This window comes from Winogradskya humida, from assembly GCF_016862215.1.
Taxonomy (GTDB): domain Bacteria; phylum Actinomycetota; class Actinomycetes; order Mycobacteriales; family Micromonosporaceae; genus Actinoplanes; species Actinoplanes humidus.
Genome location: NZ_BOMN01000141.1, coordinates 1 through 21,011, shown reverse-complemented (window position 1 = coordinate 21,011; position 21,011 = coordinate 1). Strand labels below are relative to the sequence as shown.

The following is a 21,011-nucleotide window of genomic DNA, read 5'->3' as shown; positions in this document are numbered from 1 at the left end:
ACGCTTCACCGCTTCATGGAGAAGGGCGACCCCTCGGGGCCGCCCTTCTTCTATTTCGTGAAGGTCTGCAGGACAAAGTCCTCGTCGGCCACGCACGCGAGATGCTCGCTGTCCCAGGAGCAGGTCTGCGACCGTACGCCCTTCAGCGATCCCAACGGCACAGGTTTGTCACCGAGGTGCTCGCCCGACATCGAAGGGTCATCGGGCGACGTGCTCAGCGCCTTCGAGAACACCAGCATGTTCGCGGCATCGATGCGCCCCACCACGATCTCCGGCTTGGTCCACGTGACCTTCCCGGCGGCGTCGAGCAGCATCACCTGCCCCGGCGACGTCTCCTGAGTCGCGACCACGGCATCGCCGACCGGCAGCAGCGTGGCGACGTGCGGCGCGCTGCGATGCCACACCTCCCCGCCCTTGGCCGCGTCGATCCCCACGACCTGCGCGGTCTCGCTGTCGTACGACGTCTTCTGCACCCCGCAGATCCGGTCGGCCCCGCACGGGCTCAGCGTCTGCACCCGGTCGTTCGTACCCGGCGGCGTGTAGAGCACCCGCGGCTCACCAAGCTTGTCCAGGTCATACGCCAGCATCCGGTGCGCGTCACTCGACTCGGACACGATCAGCCGCCCGTTGTAAGCGACGACGTCCTCATCAGGCTGCGCGACGTTCGGCTGCGGTCCCGCCACGATCGTGCCCTTGTCGGCGTCGATCACCCGCACGGAACGGTCGGCGCCGATCTGCACGATCCGCGAGTCGCTGCCGGCGGTCTGCGCAACCCCGGTCAGGTCCTCGACGGCGGTCACGGTGACGACTTTTGTGGTGCTCTGGCCGTACTCGGTGGTCGGGCTCTTCAACTCCCACCCGGCCGAACCCTGCTTCCGGATCTGGAGCCCCACCAGCCTGTTCTCGGTCCGGTCGACCAGCACCGCGGTGTCACCGGCGAACAGCAGCTCATCATCGGAGTTGATCCGCCGCTCCCACATCTTGTGCCCGCTCTTCGGATCCAGCAGAACCACCCGCCGGTCACTCGACGCGGACTCGACCGCGGTCACCGCGACAATCGCATCCGGCACACCGAAGAACGACTCCCACCCGGTCGCCGAGCCGGCCTCGACGTTGCTCCACGCAACCTTGCCCGTCCCGGCATCCGCGGCTACAACCCCGAGCTGCCCCTCACCGTCATCGGCGGCGAAATATGCCGTCCCGTCCCGCAGCGCGGTCGCGGAGAAACCTGACGTCACGGGCGCAACCGGCTTCACCCTGACGGGCTCGCTCAACGGCTGATAGTCCAGAGCCGGATAATCCGGCCAGGCCCAGACAACAAGCCCACCGCCCACGCCCAGCACCACAACGGTCAAGGCCGCGACAACCCAGACCCACTTCCTTCGGTACGCAGGAAGCCGCCCCTTTTCCCCATCCGCCGACGCCAGCCACGTCTCAGCCGGCGCCCCCGACGTCGGATAGGCCGCCCCACCAGCCGCCAGATGCGCCGCTTCACCGGTCGCCCACGGATCGACCGGATCGGCATACTGCGGCGCGGCCCCTTCCCCGGGCGCACCCAAAACCCCGTTGCCCTGCACCCCATTGCCCTGCGACCCGCTGCCCTGCGACCCGCTGCCCTGCACCCAGTTGCCCTGCGACACATTGCCCTGCGACCCGTTGCCCTGCGACCCGTTGCTCAGCGACCCGTTGCTCAGCGCGGGCTCGGCCCTGGTCAGTGCCACGGGCTCGACGCTGGGCTGCGTGTCGGGAACGGGCGCGACCACGGCGGCGACGGCGTCAACGGTCGCGGTCGGCGCGCCTTCTCCTAGCCCCCGCCCTTCCTCAGCGGCCCCGGCCCCGGCAACCGTGTCCTCGGCGGGCTTTCCATCGGCAAGCGTTTCCACGGCGGGCTCACGTTCGGCGGGCCCTCCCCCGGCGACCGTTTCGTCGGCGGGCTTCCCTTCGGCGGGCTTCCCTTCGGCGAGTTCCCCCTCCGCGGGCTCTCCGTCTGCGGGCTTGCCCTCGGCGGGCTTCCCGTCCGCGGGCTCTCCGTCGGCGGGCTTGCCGTCTGCGAGCTTGCCCTCGGCGGGCTCTCCGTCTGCGGGCTTGCCCTCCGCGGGCTTCCCCTCCGCGGGCTTCTCCTCTGTCAGATCGGCGGCCAGGATGGAACCCTCGGCGACGGGCAGCTCGGGCTGTTCGAGGACGGTCGGGGCGATACCCAGCTCGCTGTGCAGGAGGCGGGCGACCAGCGGCACCCGCGACGAGCCCCCGACCAGGAACAATCCGGCAAGATCGGCCGGAGCCAGCCCCGCGGCCCGGATGACCTCGCCGGCCTCGGCCACGCCCCGCCGCACCAGCCGCCCGGCAACCAGCTCCAACTCCTCGCGGGTGACCTGGAGCGCGTTCTCAACGCCGGGCACCGGCACCGGCGCCTGGCTGGCGCGGGACAGCATCTCCTTCGCCCCGCGTACGTCGTCCCAGAACCGCCGCCGCGCCCGCCACTGCGCAAGCGTCACCGGCTCGGACAACGCCGCCCAGGCCGCAGGCTCCTCGGCCCGCAAAGTGGTGCCCAGATGTTCCACCAGCGCCGCGTCCAGATCCAGCCCACCGAGGTCGTCCAGCCCACCAGAAGCCGCGACCTCGAACCGCCCCCGCCCATCGGCACCGGCCCTGACGTTGCGCACCACAGCGATGTCCAGCGTCCCACCGCCGAAGTCGAAAACCCCGATGGCCGACCCGACCGGCACCGGCTGCCGCAACACGTCAGCGAAATACCGCGCCGCCGCGACCGGCTCCGCCACCAACTGCGTAGCCACCAGCCGCCCAGGCAACGCCCCCGCAGCAACCGGCGGCGTCCACGCGATATCGATCAGCGTTGCGTTCGCACCTGCTTGAGCGGGCGTGGTCCGAAGAACTCCCGTGGTTGGCGGCCACCCGGCCCTGGCAATCGCCGCGATCAGCACTTCCTGCCGCTGCGCACCCCAAGCGGCGGGATAGGTCACCACCGCAGGCGGAAGATAACCCACCGTAGCGACAGCCTCCCGCGCCACCGCCCCCAGCAGCGCCGCCAGCATGTCGGCCACCGGCACCTCGGCCCCGCCCAGCAACACACTCGCCGCATCAACGTGCCGCTTCGGATTGGGCTCCAGCCGATCCGGCTCCGCATACCCGAGCCGCACGGCGTCCCGCCCGACATGCAGCCGCCCGGTCGTATCAAGATAAACCGCCGACGGCAGCAACGGCTGCCCATCGAACAGCAGCGGCCGCACCCGCCCATCAGCCTGCCGAAGCATCGCGATCGTATGGGACGTGCCCAGATCAACACCGAGCATGCAGGTCCCCTCCACCAACGTGACCACCCGGCCCGTCACGTTACCTGTAGCCCACGACCACCCCCAGCCACGCCCGCTGGTCAGCCCCGAATCCCCCGGAACATCCGCCCAGGACCCACCCAAACGGGGACGTTCTCAGATCCGTTCAGGCCGTGGCGTGAGGAGCCCGTTCGGGTAATTGCCGTGTTCCGCTGTCGGCGGAACACGGCAATTACCCGAACAAGGACCGGGCTGGCTACTTGTACGTGCGGCGGCGGCTTACCTCGGCCAGGGTGACCGCGGCGGCGACGCTGGCGTTGAGGGATTCCACTTCGGAGGCCATGGGGATGCTGACCAGCATGTCGCAGGTTTCGCCGACGAGGCGGGAGATGCCGCGGCCTTCGGAGCCCACCACCACGAGGAGGGGCCCGGAGGCTGCCTCGAGCTGGTAGAGGTCGACTTCGCCGTCGGCGTCGAGGCCGATGGCGGTGAAGCCGGCCTGCTGGGCGGCCTTGATGGCGCGGGTGAGGTTGACGACCTGGGAGACCGGGACGCGGGCTGCCGCGCCCGCGCTGGTGCGCCAGGCGGTGGGGGTGATGCCGGCGGCGCGGCGTTCGGTGATGAAGACGCCGTGGGCGCCGAAGGCCGCGACGGAGCGGATGACCGCGCCGAGGTTGCGGGGGTCGGTGACGCCGTCGAGGGCGACCAGGAGGGGGGCCGTCTGTTCGAGGGCGGCTGCTACCAGGTCGTTGAAGTCCTCGTAGGCGAACGGGGGCACCTGCAGGCCGACGCCCTGGTGCATGACGCCGCCGGTCATCCGGTCGAGCTCGAGCCGGCTGATCTCGAGGATCGGGATGCCGCGGTCGCCCGCCGTGCGGACGATCTCGGTGATGCGGTCGTCGATGTCGATGCCCTGCGCCATGTAGAGCGCGGTGGACGGGATGTTGGCGCGCAGTGCTTCGACCACCGGGTTGCGGCCGAGCAGGAGCTCGGGGCCTTCCTTGGTGGGGTTGGAGCGGCGTCCGGGGGCGATGCGGGGGCCGCCCCGGGTCTGGGGGCGGTTGCCACGCTGCTGGGCGGGGCGCCCGGAGGTGCCGCGGCCGCCGCCGCGGCCCCAGGTGGTGTCCTTCGAGCCGGGCAGGCCGATCTTGGGGACGCGCCCCTCGGCGGCTGCCGCCTTGCGCTCTTTGTCCTGCTTTCGGGCGGTCTTATTGGGGAGCTTCTCCGTGCCGGAGTAGCCCTTGTGCCACGGCCGCTCGTCGGCGGGCAGCGTCTTGCCACGGGGCTTGAGGCTGCCCGTGCGGTTCTTACCGCCGGAGCCGGCCGCCGCGCCCTTCTTGTTGGTCGCCCGCTTGCTCGCGTTGCTTGAATTGCCCGGCATCAGTGCTGTTCTCCTACCGTCCATCGCGGCCCGGCCGGAGTGTCCTCCACCTGAATACCCGCGTTCTTGAGCTGGTCGCGGACCGAGTCGGCCGCGCCCCAGTCCTTGCGTGCCCGGGCCTGCGTGCGCTGTTCCAGCGCGAGCGCCACCAGCGAGTCGACCACCGGTTTGAGGTCACCGCCGGTGTCGCCGCCGCCCCAGGCCTCGTCGAGAGGGTCGAGGCCGAGCACTCCGAGCATGGCACGCACCTCGGTGAGCGCTGCCCGGACCCCGGTCTCGTCCGATTCCGCGAGGGCGGTGTTGCCCACGCGGATCGTGTCGTGCACGACGGCGAGCGCCGCCGAGGTGTTGAGGTCGTCGTTCATCGCGGCGGCGAAGGCCGGCGGCACCGCCTTGGGGCGGCCGGGGCCGACCACCTCGACGGCGCGCTGCACGAAGCCTTCGATCCGCCGGTAGGCCGTGGCGCCCTCACGCAGCGCGTCGTCGGAGTAGTCGATGCGCGAGCGGTAGTGCGGCGCGCCCAGGTAGTAGCGCAGCTCCACCGGGCGGATGCCCATCTCGCGGACCGCTTCGACGTCGATGACGTTGCCCAGGGACTTGCTCATCTTGGCGTCGCCGAGATTGAGCAGCGCGTTGTGCACCCAGTAGTGGGCGAACGGCAGCCCGGCCGCGTGGGACTGGGCGATCTCGTTCTCGTGGTGCGGGAACGTGAGGTCGAGGCCGCCGCCGTGGATGTCGAACTCGGCGCCGAGGTAACGCCGGGCCATCGCGGAGCACTCGATGTGCCAGCCGGGGCGGCCGCGGCCCCAGGGCGAGGGCCACGAGGCGTCGGTGGGCTCGTCGGCCTTGACGCCCTTCCAGAGCGCGAAGTCCTCGGCGTTGCGTTTGCCGCGCTCGGGGGCCTCGCCGGCGGAGAGCATGTCCTCCGGCTTCTGACCGGAGAGCGAGCCGTATCCCGGGTAGGTGCGCACGTCGAAGTAGACGTCACCGGTGCCTTCGGCCGACACGTACGCATGGCCGCCCGCGATCAGCTCGCCGATCAGCTCGTGGATCTCGGGGATGTGCCCGGTCGCGAGCGGCTCGTAGGTCGGCGGCTGCACGTTGAGCGCGCCGTAGTCGGCGTCGAGGACGAGTCTGTTCGCGTAGGCGATCGCCCAGAACGGCTGGCCGCTCTGCAGGGACTTGATCAGGAGCTTGTCGTCGATGTCGGTGACGTTGCGGATGAACGTGACCTCGTTGCCGGTGTGGGTCAGCCAGCGCCGCAGCATGTCGTAGTTGACACCGCTGCGCAGATGGCCGATGTGCGGCACCGACTGGACGGTGAGCCCACACACGTAGATGCCGATCTGCCCCGGCGTCTTCGGAACGAAGTCGCGGACGGATCGGGTCGCGGTGTCATGCAGCCTCATCGTCACCGCATAAGGGTACCGACCCCATCAACGCGATGCCGCCCCGCCCGAAGGACGGGCGGGGCGGTCATCCACAGAGTTATCCACAGGGTCCGCAGGCGAAGATCAACGACCTCCGACAGCGGCGTACGCGTCAACGATGCCGTGCCCGTAGAAGCTGTTGAAGGACTTCGGCCCGGCGCAGTACGCGTCGTACGCCACCGGATAGCCCTCGTTGGCGTAGCTGCGCAGCCGGGGCTCCGGGCACGCCGTCTCCGCCGCGGTCTTCACGAGCCGCGCCTGAACCAGGTCGGGGTTCATCGTCAGCCCGCCGCGCCAGAAGTCGCGGTGGCCGTACCTGCTGATGATCAGCGCCGCGACACCGGCCGCGTGCGGCGAGGCCATCGAGGTACCGGCGAGATACACGTAGTAGCCGCACTTGCCGGCCGCCGTGCAGTCCTTGAACACGTTGGCGGCGATGACGTTGCCGTCGGCGTCCACCCGGCCGGTCGCCTGGAGCACGCTCAGCGGGTACGACGACAGGATGTTGTTCGCCGTCTGGTTGTACTGCGGGGTGCCGAAGAAGTCCCGGGTGAAGCCACCCGGCGCGGCGACCGTGACCTGCTCGGTGCCGTAGTTGGAGTAGTGCGACTTCGACTTCGACGGGCCGAGCGCGGAGACGGCGATGACGTTCGGGCCCTCGGCCGGCAGCGTGAAGCACGTGGAGTTGTCGATCGGCCGGTAGTACGGGTCGGTCCCGTAGTCGGGGCTGGTCGTGTCCTCCTGCGGGTCGTTCAGGTTGTCGTACTGGTTGCCGGCGGCGGCGACCAGCGTGACGCCCCGCTTGTGCGCGTAGTTCAGCGCCCGGTTGATGCCCGCGATGATGGCGCGCTGTTCGGCCTGCGCGTCGGGGGCGTCGGCCGGGTTGGCCTTGCAGTTGTAGAGCCACGGGTCGACGTAGAAGGACATGTTGACCACGTCGATGCCGGCGTCACCCGCGTACGTCAGGGCGTTGACCACCGGGTCGAGGAAGAAGTAGCCCGAATCCTGGCCGCCCTTGAGCTCGACCAGCGTCACGTTGGGCGCGACACCGGTGACGCCGGAGCCGTTGGCCGCCGCGGCGATGGTGCCGGCCACGTGGGTGCCGTGCCCGCCGTCGTCGGTGCCGGCCGGGTCGACACAGCTCGCGACCTCGCAGGCGCCGTCGATCTCCGGGATGTCGGGTGCGAAGTTGCGGGACAGTTTGCTGCTGTAGTTGGGCGCGAGGTCGGGGTTGCTCGCGTCCAGGCCGGTGTCGAGGACGCCGACGGTGACACCGCGCTCGCCCTTCTCGATGGCGTGGGCCTTGTCGGCCTTGACCATCTTGAGGCCCCAGAGCTTGTCGTCGAGCGGGTCGGCCTTGGGGACCCCGGGCGACGACGCGCCACCCCGGCCCTCGGTGATCGGCTTCTCGACCGGCGACGGGTTGGGGGCGTACCCGATGGGCTTGCGGGCAGCGGCACCGATCAGCGCGCCCGACTTCGCGGCCTTGGCCTTGAAGTCGGCGGCGGCCGACGAGACCCGGTAGGTCCCGACGGCCGCGTTGCTGCTCACGACCGTGCCACCGGCGGCGGTGATCGCGGCGAGGGCATCGGCGGCGGAAACCCCGTCACCGGCGACCACCGTGTATTCGCTGGTGCCCGTGGAAGCGGTGGACGGTGCGGCGTTTGCCGACGAGATCGGCAGACCGGCGAGGAGGGCAAGACCCGTCGCGGTGGCGACGGCCCCTGCCGTCAGGCGTCTTCTCATCACCGCATTCCATCGAAGAACGCGATGATCCACAAGGGTCGTCACCCCCCGCTCGCCTGTGGTTGATCAGGGACGCGTCATTCGCAGCACATCAAGCGCCGAATCCAGCTGATCCTCGGTCAAAGTGCCGTTGGCGACATGTCCACGTTCGAGGACTACCGCCCGGATGGTCTTGTCTTCCTTCAGGGCTTGTTTCGCGATCGCGGCGGCCTCGTCATAACCGAGGACGCGGTTCAGCGGGGTGACGATGGACGGCGATCCCTCCGCGTAGCCCCGGGTGATCTCCTCGTTGACCTCCAGCCCGGCGACGCAGCGGTCGGCGAGCATCAGTGCGGCGGCCGCGATTAGCTTGATCGACTCGAGCAGGTTGCGGGCCATCACCGGCAGCATCACGTTGAGCTCGAAGTCGCCCTGGCTGCCGGCGAACGCGACGGCCGCGTCGTTGCCGATGACCTGGGCCGCGACCTGGCGCACCGACTCGGGCACCACCGGGTTCACCTTGCCCGGCATGATCGACGAACCGGGCTGCAGATCGGGCAGGCGCAGCTCGCGCAGCCCCGCGCGCGGGCCGGAACCCATCCAGCGGATGTCGTTGACGATCTTGTAGAGGCCGACGGCGATGACGCGCAGCTGCCCCGACGCCTCGACCAGCGCGTCCCGGGCGCCCTGTGCCTCGAAGTGGTTGCGGGCCTCGCTCAGCGGCAGCCCGGTCAGCTCGCGCAGCCGCTCGATCACGGCCGGGGCGAACCCGGGCGGCGTGTTCACCCCGGTGCCGACGGCGGTGCCACCGAGCGGGAGCTCGCCGAGCCTCGGCAGGGTGGCGCCGAGCCTTTCGACGCCGTAGCGCACCTGAGCTGCGTACCCGGAGAATTCCTGACCCAGGGTGACCGGAGTCGCGTCCATGAGGTGCGTGCGGCCTGATTTGACGACCTCCGCCCAGGCCGCGGCCTTGTCGCTCAGCGCGCGCTCGAGATGCTCCAGGGCCGGGATCAGGTCGCTGGTCACCGCCTCGGTCGCGGCGAGGTGGATCGAGGAGGGGAAGACGTCGTTGCTGGACTGCGACGCGTTGACGTGGTCGTTGGGGTGCACCGGGCGGCCCAGCTCGCGGGAGGCGAGCGTCGCGATGACCTCGTTGGTGTTCATGTTGGACGACGTGCCGGAGCCGGTCTGGAAGACGTCGATCGGGAACTGGTCGTCGTAACCGCCCTCGGCGACCTGCGTCGCAGCGGTCACGATCGCCTTGGCCAGGTCGTCCTCAAGCACGCCGAGGCTCGCGTTCACCTGGGCGGCCGCGCCCTTGATCCGGGCCAGCGCCCGGATGTGCGAGGACTCCAGCCCCCGCCCTGAGATGGGGAAATTCTCCACCGCCCGCTGCGTCTGCGCGCGCCAGAGGGCATCGGCCGGGACCCGGACCTCGCCCATCGTGTCGCGTTCGATCCGGAATCCGCTCTCGTCAGTCGTCGTCACGCCTCCATCCTCCCTCCGCGACGGGCGGGACGCAGTTGATCCGTGCCACTCTTCAGGCGTCCAGCTCCCCGAGCCGGCGGTCGACCTCGTCCCGCCGGGAGGAGCCGATCCGGTCGAAGACCCCCCGCGCATGCCACCAGTGACGACGTGCCGCGACCGGGTCGCCCCGGGCGGCGGCGCAGGCGCCGAGACCGTCGAACGCGCGCCCCTCCTGCAGCTGCGCGCCCGTGTGCTGCGCACTGCTCAGGGCGTGTTCGTGCTGCTCCCCGGCCCGCTCGTGGTCACCCATCGCGAGCAGGACCACCCCGAGGTCGTTGGCGACGAGCGGCACTGCGACGCTCCAGCCGAGCTCCTGGGCAAGATCGAGGGCCGCACCGTACGCCACAGCGCCCCGCGTAGCCCGCCCCCGCCGGACTTCGAGCAGGCCAAGCAGCCGCAGCACCTCGATCCGTTCCACCAGGAAACCGGACCTGCGCAGCACCGCGCCGGCGGCGTCCAGCAGCAGCCCGGCGGGTTCCAGGTCGCCGAGCTCGATCCTGGCGCGGGCGACATCCGACAGGCAGACACCGAGCGGCCCGGTGAGCCTGCGTTCGACGGCGTCCTGCAGGCCGGAACGGGCGTACCCGAGGGCCTCCCGGTGGCGGCCGAGCTCGTTCAGCACGCGGGCAAGGCCGGATGCCCGAGCGGCCGTGCCGGGGCTTTCCCCCTGCTGCAGGAGGTCTTGGAAAGCGCGATCGACCTCGGCGTACGCCTCCTGCTGCCGCCCGAGTTCCAGCAAGATCCCGGCCCGGCCGGTGTCCAGCCGCTCGAGGGCCTCGGCGAGCCGACCGGCCCCGGCCAGCGCGGCGGCCAGGTGGTTGCTGATCAGCGTCACCGCTCGCCGGTCACCGGTGCGCTGCGCGGCGGCCAGCCCCTCGGTCTGCACGGTGATGAGTTCGTCCGGATGCCCGCGGTGATAGAGGTAGCTCCCACTGACATGGGCCAGCTGCCAGGCGGCGCGGGGTTCGCCGGCCCGGATCAGGGGAGCGAGGCTCGTTCGCTGCTCCTCCAGCCAATCGGGCTCGGTGACCGCCCGCGCGACCAGATCGGGGCGGGCGGCGGGCGGCAGGTCCACCGTGGCCCGGGTCAGTTGCGCGGTCGCGTACAGGTGCAGGTCGAGGAGCTGGGAAAGGGCCTGACCGTCGGTCTCCGCCAGGCCGGCAGCGTACTGCCGGACAAGCTCGTGCAGCCGGTAGCGGTGCGGGTCCGGTTCCTCCATCAGATGTACGTCCACCAGGTCATCGATCAGATCCTGCGCCTCGGGCAGCGGCAGCCCACCGAGCGCCGCGACCGACACCGCACCGAAGCGCTCGGCCGGATGCAGGCCCAGCAGCCGGAACAAGCGCCGCGCCGGCTCCGGCAACCGGCGGTACGACAACGCGATCGCACCGGCCACCGTCCGGTCCTCGGCCGCGAGTTCGGCCAGCGCCGACCCGCTCAACCGGGCGGCGAGGTCACCGACCGCCCATCGGGGACGGTGCGCGAGCCGGGCACCGGCGAGCCGGATGGCCAGGGGCAGGAGACCGCAGTGCCGAACGACCTCCAGCGCAGCCTCGGGCTCGGCGGTCACCCGTGCGCCGGCGATCCTGCCGAGCAGAGCGACCGCCTCCGGCTCGTCGAGCATCGGCAACGACTCGGGGTGGCCGCCGTCGAGACCCAGCAACCGGTGCCGGCTGGTCACCACGACGAGGCCCGCTGACGAGGACGGCAGCAGGCGGGCGACGTGGGCGCTGGACTCCGCGTTGTCGAGGATCACGAGGGCCCGGCGGTCGGCCAGCTCCGATCGCCACAGTTCGGCCCGCCCGTCGAGGTCCGGCGGGATCCGCTCGGCGGCGATGCCCAGTTGCCGCAACAGGTCCAGCAGGGCCGCGGCCGGGGCGAGCGGTTCACCCTCGCTGAATCCCCGCAGGTCGATGAAGAGCTGAGCATCCGGGTACGCCCCTCTGAGCAGCTCCGCCACCTGCAGCGCCACGGCTGTCTTGCCGCTGCCCGCCATGCCGTCCACGGTCAGCACCGTCGTCACGGCGGCGGCCCGCACCAGCCGCTCCACCGTCGCATCGCGCCCGGTGAAGTCGCCGACCGCGCGGGGCAGGTTCCGGACCGGCGCGAACCGGGGGCGGACGGCCGGCGCGGGCGCCACCTCCCCGGCCACGATGCGATCGTGCAGGTCCCGCAGCGCGGGGCCCGGCTCGATGCCCAGTTCCTCGCGGAGCAGGTCGACGGTTCTGGCGTACTCCGCGAGGGCGTCTGCTCTTCGCCCTAGCCGGTGCAGGACGAGCATCAGCTGGGCGCGCAGCCGCTCGCGCAACGGGAAGCTGTCGACCAGCCCGGTGAGCTCGGCGACCAGCTCCCGCTCGTGGCCGGCCGCCAGCTGCACGTCGATCCAGTCCTCGACCGCCGCCGCGCGCTGTTCGTCGAGCACCGCGGCGAGACGGCGGACACCCCGCGCGTCGAGACCGACCAGGGCGGGCCCGCGCCACAGTGCCAGCGCTTCCCGGAACAGCTTCGCAGCCTCGTCCGGGGTGTTCCCCTCGGCGCGGGCCCGCTCGGTCAGCCGGGTGAACCGCGCCGCGTCCAGGTCCTCCGGAGCCGTCACGACGGCGTACCCCGCGGGGTCGGTGCGGATGATCCCGGCGGGCAGCACCCGGCGCAGCCGCGACACACAGGTCTGCAGTTGCGCCCGGGCGGTGGCGGGCGGGCCGTCCTCCCACACCGCGCTGATCAGTTCCTCGACGCCGACGATCCGGCCCGCGCGCAGGATCAGCATGGCGAGAACGGTGCGATCCCGGCCCGCGGTGATCGCCACCTCGACGCCGCCGTAGGTCACCACCAGCGGCCCCAGGATGCCCAGGCGTACCTCGGTCACCGGTCGAGCCCGGCCAGCACGCGTTCGACCTCGCCCCTTCCCGGCACGCCCATCCGATCGAAGATCGCGAGCGCGCGCCACAGGTAACGGCGCGCGGCCTCCGGGTCGCTCGCCGCCGTGCAGGCGCCCAGCCACTGCAGGGCCCGGCCCTCCTCGAGCTCGGCGCGGATCCGGCGGCTCGTCGTCAGCGCCTGCCCCAGCCGCTGCACCGCGTCCTCGTTGTCGCCCCGCGCCCATGCCGCCCGGCCGAGCCCGGTCTCCGCGTGGGCCACGGTCAGCCAGTCGCCGGATCCCCGCGCGTCGTCCAGCGCGGCGAGGAACCATTCGGTGGCTGCCTGCGGATGGTCCCGCTGCAGCTCGACAAGGCCGAGCAGATGCAGCGCCTCGGGCCGGGCGGAGGCGAACCCGATCGCCCGGGAGAACCACAGCACGGACATCAGCACGCGTTCGACCTGCGCCGTCTGGCCGAGCCCCAACCGGGCCTCGGAGATCGCGACCAGCGAGGACGCGGCCAGCGCCCGGTCCCCCGTCTCGACAGCGGCCTGCAGCGTGTGGCGGGCGGAGCGCAGGGCTTCCGGCCACCGGCCGAGCAGGAGCCGGGTCGCGGCCAGCCCGGAGTTGCACCGGGCAAGGCCGAACAGGTCCTGGCGGGCGCGCATCAGGTCGTACGCGCGCTGGATCTCCGCCAGTGCCTCGTGCGGCCGGCCCATCCGCTGCAGCACCCCGCCAAGGTTGTAGCGCGCCCGCGCTTCCCCGGTCGCGTTCCCCAGCCGGACCTCGTGGGTGAGCGTCTCCGTCAACCGCTCCACGGCCTGGGCGTACTGACCGGCGCGGTAGTAGCCCGACGCCAGGGAGTTGTTCAGGGTCGCGATCCCGCGCTCGTCCCCGTCCTCGCGAGCCAGCGACAGGCCCAGCTCCTGCACCGCGATCATGTCGTCGTGGTAGTTGCGCTCGTACAGGAAGCGCCACGTGACCCGGGCCAGCATCCACCCGTCGGTGATCGCCCCGATCTCCGCCGCCGCCCGGATCAACGGCAGCAGGGCGGGGCGCTGATCCTCCATCCAGCCGGGATCGTCGACGGCTCGCGCCACCAGCTCGGGGCGGTCCCTCGGCTGCGGGCCACCGGTGAAGCCGACGCCCAGCTCGATGCGCCGGTTGAGCTCGGTGCTGGCCTCCAGATGCAGGCCGATCAGCTGGGCCAGCGCGACCCTACGCCGCTCCAAGGGGATCGTCTCGGCGAGCTGGACGGCGTACTGGCGGACCAGGTCGTGCAGCCGGTAGACGTTCGGGGCCGGCTCCTCGATCAGGTTCACGTCGACCAGGTCGTCCAGGACCTCCTGCGCCCGGGTCAGGGACAGGCCGGCGAGCGCGGCCACCGACACGGCGCCGAACCGGTCGGCGGGATGCAGGCCGAGCAACCGGAACAACTGCTGATCGGGCTCCGGCAGCTGACCGTACGACAGGGCGAACGCGTTCACGACGCTGCGGTCCTCGGCCGCCAGCTCAGGAAGCGCCGACTCCCCCAGCCGCCCGACGAGATCGTGCACCGCCCACCGTGGCCGGTGGGCGAGCCGGGACCCGGCGAGCCGGATCGCGAGCGGCAGGCAACCGCAGCGCCGGACGAGGTCCAGGGCGGCCTCCGGTTCGGCGGCGACCCGCTCACCGACGATCCGGCCGAGCAGCGCGACGGCTTCCGCCTCTTCGAGCACCGGCAGTGACTCGGGGTGGCCACCGTCGAGGCCGAGCAGTCGGCGCCGGCTGGTCACCACGACGAGGTTCGACGGCGAGGCCGGCAGCAGCGGGAGCACCTGGGCGCTGGACGCGGCGTTGTCGAGGATCACCAGCGCCCGGCGGCGGGCCAGCTCGGAGCGCCACAGACCCGCCTGGGCGTCCAGTCCGGGCGGCACCCTGTCCATCTCGACGCCGAGCTGGCGCAGCAGGGCGAGCACCGCCGCGGCCGGGTCGAGCGGCCGGCCCTCGCTGTGCCCCTGCAGATCAAGAAAGAGCTGAGCATCCGGGTACGCGTCCGCGAGCAGCTCCGCGACCCGCAACGCCAGCGTCGTCTTGCCGCTCCCGGCCATCCCGTCGACGGTCAGCAGCGTCGTCTGCGCCGCGGCGCGCACCAGCCGGTCCACTGTCTCGTCCCGGCCGGTGAAGTCGCCGACGGTCCGGGGCAGGCTGCGGACCGTCTTGCCGCCGGCCTGGCCCGGGGCCGGTTCGTCGGCCCCGGTCAGCACGCGGCGGTGCAGATCCTGCAGCTCCGGGCCCGGTTGGATGCCCAGCCGCTCCTGGAGGATCTTCCGTGCCCGGCGGTATTCGGCAAGGGCCTCCGCGCGCCGGCCCAGTCGGTGCAGGGCAGCCATCAACTGCGCGCGCAGCCGCTCCCTCAGCGGATATGCCTCGACCAGGCCGGTCAGCTCGGCGACGAGCTCCCGCTCCCGCCCCGCTGTCAGCTCGAGATCGATCCACTCCTCGACCGCGTTACCGCGCTGCTCGTCGAGGACGGCGGCGAGCCGGCGCACGGCACGGGCCTCGATCCCGGCGAGCGCAGGGCCTCGCCACAGAGCCAGGGCCTGCCGATATCGCTCCGGGTCGGTGCCGGCCCTCGTGGTGAGCCGGGTGAACAGGCCGGCGTCCAGGTCGTCCGGCGACACCGCGATGCCATACCCCGCAGGGTCGGTGCGGATCACGTCCCACGGCAGCGCCTTTCGCAGGCGGGACACACAGGTCTGCAACTGGCCGCGGGCGGTGACGGGTGAGTCGTCGCCCCACACCGCGTCGATCAGCTCCTCGACACCGACGATCCGGCCGGGCTGCAGCAACAGCAACGCCAGAACCGTCCGGTCCCGCCCCGCGGTGATCGCGATCTCGCGCCCGTCGTCGGTCACCACGAGCGGCCCCAGAATGCCGAACCGCACCGCGCCACCTCCGAGACTCATCAATTCCTGACCTTAGCCGGTGAGAGCGCAACGACAGTGGAACGAGAGAGCGGGGAGGCACGCTGATGGAGCAACGGCCGCTCCGCTCCTGCAAACCCCAACACCCCCTACGGGGCGGGGCGGTCGTAACGGGGGTGTTCAGCTCGTCCACTGCGATGGTGGGCGAGCTGTTCATCGTGGGGGCGTCGCTGTTCATCGCTGTGCGGAGTTGGACGGCGACTAGCTGCGGAAGTATCGTCGGCGGGGTTTTTGGACTTCCCCGACGAACAGGATCTTTATGCGACGCGCCCTCATCGCCGTGACGTTCGGTGGACTGCTTCTCAGCGGAGCGGCCTGCAGCAGCGACGGCGACACGGACTCCGCGACCGAGGCCCCGACCATCGTCACCCCCTCGTCGGCGCCGGCGTCGACGACCCCGCCGCCGGACTACACGGCGAACACCAGGGCGGTCTGCGCCAAGGTCACGAAGATCTACAACACCGAGCTCGAGGACTTCGGTACGGAGATCGGCAAGATGATCGCGTACAAGGAGAAGAAGCAGACCGAGGAAGCCGACGCCGCCGAGAAGGCAGCGGGCAAGCAGCTCAAGGATGCCGGTGCCCAGCTGAAGAAGGAGACCGCCGCGGCCCAGGATCCGAAGATCCAGGACGCCGGCGCCGCCTCGGCGACCAAGCTCACCGCCAGCGCCTCGGACACCAAGTTCTTCGACAAGATCAAAACCGAGAAGGACTTCGAGAAGACCATCGAGGCTCAGATCACGGAGTGGATGACCCCGGTGACCGGCTTCTGCGCGACCTGATCGGCCTCAGCACCGGCCCCGGCGGCGGCCCGGCTAGGGCGGCTCAGCGGTGGCTCAGCGGCCTCGGCTCTATCGGCGGCCGATGCTCAGGACCGGCTTGGTGACCTCGGAGAAGAAGTCGTTGCCCTTGTCGTCCATCACGATGAAGGCCGGGAAGTCCTCCACCTCGATGCGCCACACGGCCTCCATGCCGAGCTCGGGGTATTCCAGCACCTCGACGTGGCGGATGCAGTCCTGGGCGAGCCGCGCGGCCGGGCCGCCGATCGAGCCCAGGTAGAAGCCGCCGTACGACTGGCAGGCCCGGGTCACCTGGCCCGACCGGTTGCCCTTCGCCAGCATGACCAGGGAACCGCCCGCGGCCTGGAACTTCTCGACGTACGCGTCCATGCGGCCGGCCGTGGTGGGTCCGAAGGAGCCGGAGGCGTACCCCTCGGGGGTCTTGGCGGGCCCCGCGTAGTAGACCGCGTGATCGCGCAGGTACTGCGGCATCGGCTCGCCCGCGTCCAGCCGCTCGGCGATCTTGGCGTGGGCGATGTCGCGGGCCACGACCAGCGGTCCGGTCAGCGACAGCCGGGTCTTCACGGGGTATTTCGACAGCTCCGCGCGGATCTCGTCCATCGGGCGGCGCAGGTCGACCCGGACCACGTCGTCGGTCTCGAGGCCATCGTCGGTGACGTCGGGCATGAACCGGGCCGGGTCGGGCTCGAGCCGCTCCAGCCAGACACCCGAAGGGGTGATCTTGGCGAGCGCCTGACGGTCGGCGGAACAGGAGACGGCGATCGCCACCGGGCAGGACGCACCGTGCCGGGGCAGCCGGATCACCCGTACGTCGTGGCAGAAGTAGCGGCCGCCGAACTGGGCGCCGATGCCGAAGTCGCGGGTCAGCTCGAGGACCGCCGCCTCCAGCTCGACGTCGCGGAAGCCGTGGCCGGTCATCGAGCCCGAGCGCGGCAGGTTGTCCAGGTATTTCGCGCTCGCGAGCTTCGCCGTCTTGAGGGCGTGCTCGCCGCTGGTGCCACCGATGACAACGGCGAGATGGTACGGCGGGCAGGCCGACGTGCCGATCAGCCGCAGCTTCTCGTCGAGGAACTCCATCATCCGCGCCGGGTTCAGCAGCGCCTTGGTCTCCTGATAGAGGTACGACTTGTTCGCCGAGCCGCCGCCCTTGGCCATGAACAGGAATTTGTACGCGTCGGGCTGGCCGCCCGGGTCCTCCGCGTACAGCTCGATCTGCGCCGGAAGGTTGCTCCCGGTGTTCTTCTCGTCCCACATCGTCAGCGGGGCGAGCTGTGAATACCGCAGGTTGAGCCGGGTGTACGCCTCGTAGACCCCGCGCGCGATGGCTTCCTCGTCGGAGCCGTCGGTCAGCACGTGCCGGCCGCGCTTGCCCATGACGATCGCCGTGCCCGTGTCCTGGCACATCGGCAGCACGCCGCCGGCTGCGATGTTCGCGTTGCGCAGCAGGTCGAGCGCGACGAACCGGTCGTTCGGCGAGGCCTTCGGGTCGTCGATGATGGACCGCAGCTGGGCGAGGTGCGCGGGGCGCAGGAAGTGCGCGATGTCGTGCATGGCCTCGGCGGTGAGCAGCGTCAGCAGCTCGGGCTCCACGGTGAGGAACCGCCGGCCCCCGGGGCCCTCGACGACGTCGACGCCCTCGTCCGCGAGCAGGCGATATTCAGTCGTGTCGTCACCGATGGGTAGCAACGGCGAGTACGAGAAAGCGGCGGCTCTGCTCATGACCGGAAAGCCTAGGCCAGCGCCCGCCACGGGTGCCAACCAGCTGGGTCACTTCGCGGGAGTTGCCCGGTATGGGAGGTATGCCATGTCCCGGCCGGACACCAGGATCAGGCCCGCCGGACCGGCCGCGAAGACCTTGGCATCGGTACGCGCTTCGATCAGCACTTCCCCGTTACGCGGGCTCACCGCCACCAGCCGCCCGGCCTTGGGGTCGGAGATGATCGCGGCATACGTGGTGATCCCCGCCGAGGATTCCGCGGTGACGGGGCGCCGCCACGCCACCGAACCCCGGCCGAACGACCGCGCGGTCAGCGTCTTCTTGTCGGCGCTGCGGATGAGCGCGTACGAGTTGTTGACGGCGAGCACGTTCTGCCCGTCCTCACCGCGCCACAGATTGCGCCCGTCGTGCGCGGCGATCAGCTCCTGCCGCCCGTACGGGTCGACGCCGAGCACCACATCGGAGCCGCCCGCCGGGTCCCGTTCCTGCTTGCAGTCCGAGCCGTTGTCCGCCGTACGCAGGTTGAGCCCGTCGCGCTGCCACACCGTCCGCCCGTTCGGTGGATCGTGCGCGGTCACGTCGTAGTAGCAAGTGCCGTCGCGCGCCTCCCCCGTGACCGTGAGCACCCGGCTGCCGACAACGGCGACGCGCTGGTCGCGGGCGGGTGTGCGGGTCTGCGACACCCGTCCCCGCGCGGTGTCGATGACCTGGATCTTGCCGTCGCCGGGGAGCCCGATCAGGTCGGGCAGCGCCTGCGGCCCGGCGGCGTGCGAGTCGATCTGCGCGGCGCTGATCGGCTGGGTGTCGGGCAGATCCGGGTTCGACGCGTTGAGCACGAAGCCGATGCCGGGCGTCGACACCGTCCATTCCGGCTTGCTGCCGTGCGGCTCCCACGCGCTCAGCTCACACGCCCCGGCCTTCAGGCAGCGCATGTCCAGGATCATGTCCGAATACGTCCAGACCGCCGTCGCATCGGTGTCGCGACGCCGGACAGCGCCCGTGGCCGGGTCGAGCACCTCGTAACCCTTGGTGAGCAGCCGGCCGACGACGACCACGGCGTCACCGCCGCCGCCGGCGACACCGGCCCAGTCGGCGTCGGACTTCCAGAGCTTCACGCCTGCGGTCAGGCCGTACGCCTCGACGGACGTGCGGTATTCGACGATCACCGAGCCGCCCGTGATCGTGATGCTGTGCGGGGAACCGCCGATCGGGGCCTGCCAGCTCGCGACCCCCTCGGCGATCGGGTCGCTCTGGGTCACCCAGGACCAGACGTTCGGCCAGGGGTTCCACACCCCGGTGACGGCCAGCACGACGACGGCCACGACGCCGATGAGAGCCGCGCCCTTCGCGCCGGTAGATGCCACGCCCGACACGGTAACGAGATCCACTGCGCGGGGGAATCAGCCCGATAAGCCCGTGTCGGAGCCTTATGCCCCGCTGGCGGCTCTGACCAGGGGCATCGTGCGGTACGGAATCTGCTCGGCGAGCGCGACGATCGTGGAGGCGCGGACGATTCCGGCGTATCCGACGATCTGATCGATCACCCGCTGCAGGTCGGCGTTGGACCGGGCCACGATCCGGCACATCAGGTCGCCGCTGCCCGTGATCGTGTGCGCTTCCAGCACCTCGGGGATCTCCGCCAGGTGGGCGGTGACCGCGGCGTGCCCGTAGCGCTGGGAGATCTCCAGGGTCACGAAGCTCATCACCCCGAACCCGATCGCGGCCGGTGACACCTCCGGGCCGAAGCCGCGGATCGCCCCGCGGGCGAGCAGCTTGTCCAGCCGGGCCTGCACCGTGCCGCGGGCAACGGCGAGGCGACGCGACATCTCGAGCACGCCGATGCGCGGCTCCTCGGTGAGCAGGCCCAGGAGTTGACCATCGAGGGCGTCGAGGTGGACATCTTGTACAGCCATAGTGACCTCAGACCCTACCGAATGTGCAGACTGACCAACGGAAATTCCCACTGTTGCCCAGCGCTGTGACCTGCGTCAACGTCACCTCATGACGCAGACGCTGGAAAACGCCACATCGACCGACGACGTCTTTCCCGTCAAGGGCGTCGACCACCTCCAGTTCCTCGTGGGCAACGCGAAGCAGGCGGCCCACTACTACTCGACCGCGTTCGGGATGACCTGCGTGGCGTACCGCGGGCCCGAGCAGGGCTACCGCGACCACGCCGAGTACGTCCTGGTCAGCGGCAATGCCCGGTTCCTGATCACGGGCGCGGTGCATGCCGGGGCCCCGGGCAGCGACCACGTCGCCAAGCACAGCGACGGCATCCGGGACATCGCCCTGGCCGTCCCGGACGTCGACAAGGCGTACGCCCACGCCGTCTCGGCCGGCGCCCGCGGGGTCACCGAGCCGCACGACGTCAAGGACGAGCACGGCACGATCCGGGTCGCGGCGATCTCGACGTACGGCGACACCCTGCACACCCTGATCGACCGGTCCGGCTACGAGGGCCCGTTCCTGCCCGGCTTCGTGGCGCGCGGCCCGATCGTCGACCGGCAGCCCGCCATCGACGCCGGCCTGCAGCCCAAGCGCTACTTCCAGGCGGTCGACCACGTGGTCGGCAACGTCGAACTCGGCAAGATGGACGAGTGGGTGGAGTTCTACCGCCGGGTGATGGGCTTCACCAACATGGCCGAGTTCATCGGCGACGACATCGCCACGGACTACTCGGCGCTGATGAGCAAGGTCGTCGCGGACGGCACCCGCAAGGTCAAGTTCCCGCTCAACGAGCCCGCCGTCTCCCAGCGCAAGTCGCAGATCGACGAGTACCTCGAGTTCTACGGCGGCCCGGGCGCCCAGCACGTCGCGGTCGCGACCAACGACATCATCGCCAGCGTCGACGCGATGCGGGCCGCCGGATGTGAGTTCCTGGACACCCCCGACTCGTACTACGACGACCCGGAACTGCGGGCGCGCATCGGCGAGGTGCGGGCGCCGATCGAGGAGCTGAAGAAGCGCTCGATCCTGGTCGACCGGGACGAGGACGGCTACCTGCTGCAGATCTTCACGCGGCCCGTCCAGGACCGGCCGACGGTCTTCTTCGAGCTGATCGAGCGACATGGGTCACTCGGCTTCGGCAAGGGCAACTTCAAGGCGCTCTTCGAGGCCATCGAGCGGGAACAAGAGCTTCGCGGAAACCTGTAACACTGTCTGCGTGACCGCAGCACAAGACGACGCCCCGGACGCGGGCCGGCCCGGCACCGGGCCGGTCAGCGCCCCGGCGCCGCCCGGCGCCCTCCCCCCACCCCAGCCGGGCTACGGCCCGCCCCCGCCGACCGGCCACGTGCCACCCCAGCCCGGCGGGTAC

General features: G+C 70.9%; 12 protein-coding genes. 2 read left to right on the top strand and 10 right to left on the bottom strand.

Features of this window, described 5'->3' with window-relative positions; genetic code table 11:
* Positions 1–50: 50 nt before the first annotated feature.
* From Ahu01nite_RS51130 to Ahu01nite_RS46650, 7 genes are all read right to left on the bottom strand, one after another.
* Positions 51–3,272, bottom strand: coding sequence for an Hsp70 family protein (locus tag Ahu01nite_RS51130; protein ID WP_239159697.1), 3,222 nt, complete (start codon positions 3,270–3,272; stop codon positions 51–53).
* A gap of 274 nt (positions 3,273–3,546) precedes the next feature.
* Positions 3,547–4,671: a 23S rRNA (guanosine(2251)-2'-O)-methyltransferase RlmB gene (gene rlmB / locus Ahu01nite_RS46675; RefSeq protein WP_203843207.1), complete on the bottom strand. Its 1,125-nt coding sequence runs from the start codon at positions 4,669–4,671 to the stop codon at positions 3,547–3,549.
* Positions 4,671–6,086, bottom strand: a complete 1,416-nt coding sequence (gene cysS / locus Ahu01nite_RS46670) for a cysteine--tRNA ligase (protein WP_203843206.1) — start codon at positions 6,084–6,086, stop codon at positions 4,671–4,673. Before cysS ends, rlmB begins: the two co-directional genes overlap by 1 nt.
* A gap of 99 nt (positions 6,087–6,185) precedes the next feature.
* Positions 6,186–7,847 (bottom strand): S8 family serine peptidase, encoded by a 1,662-nt coding sequence (locus Ahu01nite_RS46665; protein WP_203843205.1) that lies wholly within the window; start codon positions 7,845–7,847, stop codon positions 6,186–6,188.
* Between the two features lie 66 nt (positions 7,848–7,913).
* The gene (locus Ahu01nite_RS46660; RefSeq protein ID WP_203843204.1) at positions 7,914–9,314 is read right to left on the bottom strand and encodes a class II fumarate hydratase; all 1,401 of its coding nucleotides are present in this window, start codon (positions 9,312–9,314) and stop codon (positions 7,914–7,916) included.
* 52 nt (positions 9,315–9,366) lie between these two features.
* Positions 9,367–12,219 (bottom strand): AfsR/SARP family transcriptional regulator, encoded by a 2,853-nt coding sequence (locus Ahu01nite_RS46655; RefSeq protein WP_203843203.1) that lies wholly within the window; start codon positions 12,217–12,219, stop codon positions 9,367–9,369.
* Positions 12,216–15,158 carry an AfsR/SARP family transcriptional regulator gene (locus tag Ahu01nite_RS46650; protein WP_239159696.1) on the bottom strand — a complete coding sequence of 981 codons (2,943 nt, stop codon included), beginning with the start codon at positions 15,156–15,158 and terminating at the stop codon, positions 12,216–12,218. The genes Ahu01nite_RS46655 and Ahu01nite_RS46650 overlap by 4 nt, the downstream gene beginning before the upstream one ends.
* 277 nt (positions 15,159–15,435) lie before the next feature.
* On the opposite strand from Ahu01nite_RS46650, the gene Ahu01nite_RS46645 reads away from it, so the two are divergent.
* Entirely contained in the window at positions 15,436–15,957 is a 522-nt protein-coding gene (locus Ahu01nite_RS46645) for a hypothetical protein (protein ID WP_203843202.1), read from the top strand.
* 69 nt (positions 15,958–16,026) lie between these two features.
* On the opposite strand, the gene Ahu01nite_RS46640 is transcribed toward Ahu01nite_RS46645, so the two are convergent.
* The 3 genes from Ahu01nite_RS46640 to Ahu01nite_RS46630 form a co-directional block, all read right to left on the bottom strand.
* Positions 16,027–17,694, bottom strand: coding sequence for a fumarate hydratase (locus tag Ahu01nite_RS46640; RefSeq protein WP_203843201.1), 1,668 nt, complete (start codon positions 17,692–17,694; stop codon positions 16,027–16,029).
* Between the two features lie 48 nt (positions 17,695–17,742).
* Positions 17,743–19,056, bottom strand: coding sequence for a PQQ-binding-like beta-propeller repeat protein (locus tag Ahu01nite_RS46635; RefSeq protein ID WP_239159695.1), 1,314 nt, complete (start codon positions 19,054–19,056; stop codon positions 17,743–17,745).
* 63 nt (positions 19,057–19,119) lie between these two features.
* Complete coding sequence (locus Ahu01nite_RS46630; protein ID WP_203843200.1) at positions 19,120–19,605, bottom strand: Lrp/AsnC family transcriptional regulator; 486 nt, start codon at positions 19,603–19,605, stop codon at positions 19,120–19,122.
* A gap of 88 nt (positions 19,606–19,693) precedes the next feature.
* Between Ahu01nite_RS46630 and hppD the strand changes: the two genes are divergently transcribed.
* Positions 19,694–20,848, top strand: a complete 1,155-nt coding sequence (gene hppD / locus Ahu01nite_RS46625) for a 4-hydroxyphenylpyruvate dioxygenase (protein ID WP_203843199.1) — start codon at positions 19,694–19,696, stop codon at positions 20,846–20,848.
* Positions 20,849–21,011 lie beyond the last annotated feature (163 nt).

Coding starts and splice junctions, on each gene's coding strand:
- Ahu01nite_RS51130 (WP_239159697.1), bottom strand. CDS start 3,272: ATGCTTCGGCAGGCTGATGGGCGGGTGCGGCCGCTGCTGTTCGATGGG.
- rlmB (WP_203843207.1), bottom strand. CDS start 4,671: ATGCCGGGCAATTCAAGCAACGCGAGCAAGCGGGCGACCAACAAGAAG.
- Ahu01nite_RS46665 (WP_203843205.1), bottom strand. CDS start 7,847: ATGAGAAGACGCCTGACGGCAGGGGCCGTCGCCACCGCGACGGGTCTT.
- Ahu01nite_RS46650 (WP_239159696.1), bottom strand. CDS start 15,158: ATGAGTCTCGGAGGTGGCGCGGTGCGGTTCGGCATTCTGGGGCCGCTC.
- Ahu01nite_RS46645 (WP_203843202.1), top strand. CDS start 15,436: ATGCGACGCGCCCTCATCGCCGTGACGTTCGGTGGACTGCTTCTCAGC.
- Ahu01nite_RS46640 (WP_203843201.1), bottom strand. CDS start 17,694: ATGAGCAGAGCCGCCGCTTTCTCGTACTCGCCGTTGCTACCCATCGGT.
- Ahu01nite_RS46630 (WP_203843200.1), bottom strand. CDS start 19,605: ATGGCTGTACAAGATGTCCACCTCGACGCCCTCGATGGTCAACTCCTG.
- hppD (WP_203843199.1), top strand. CDS start 19,694: ATGACGCAGACGCTGGAAAACGCCACATCGACCGACGACGTCTTTCCC.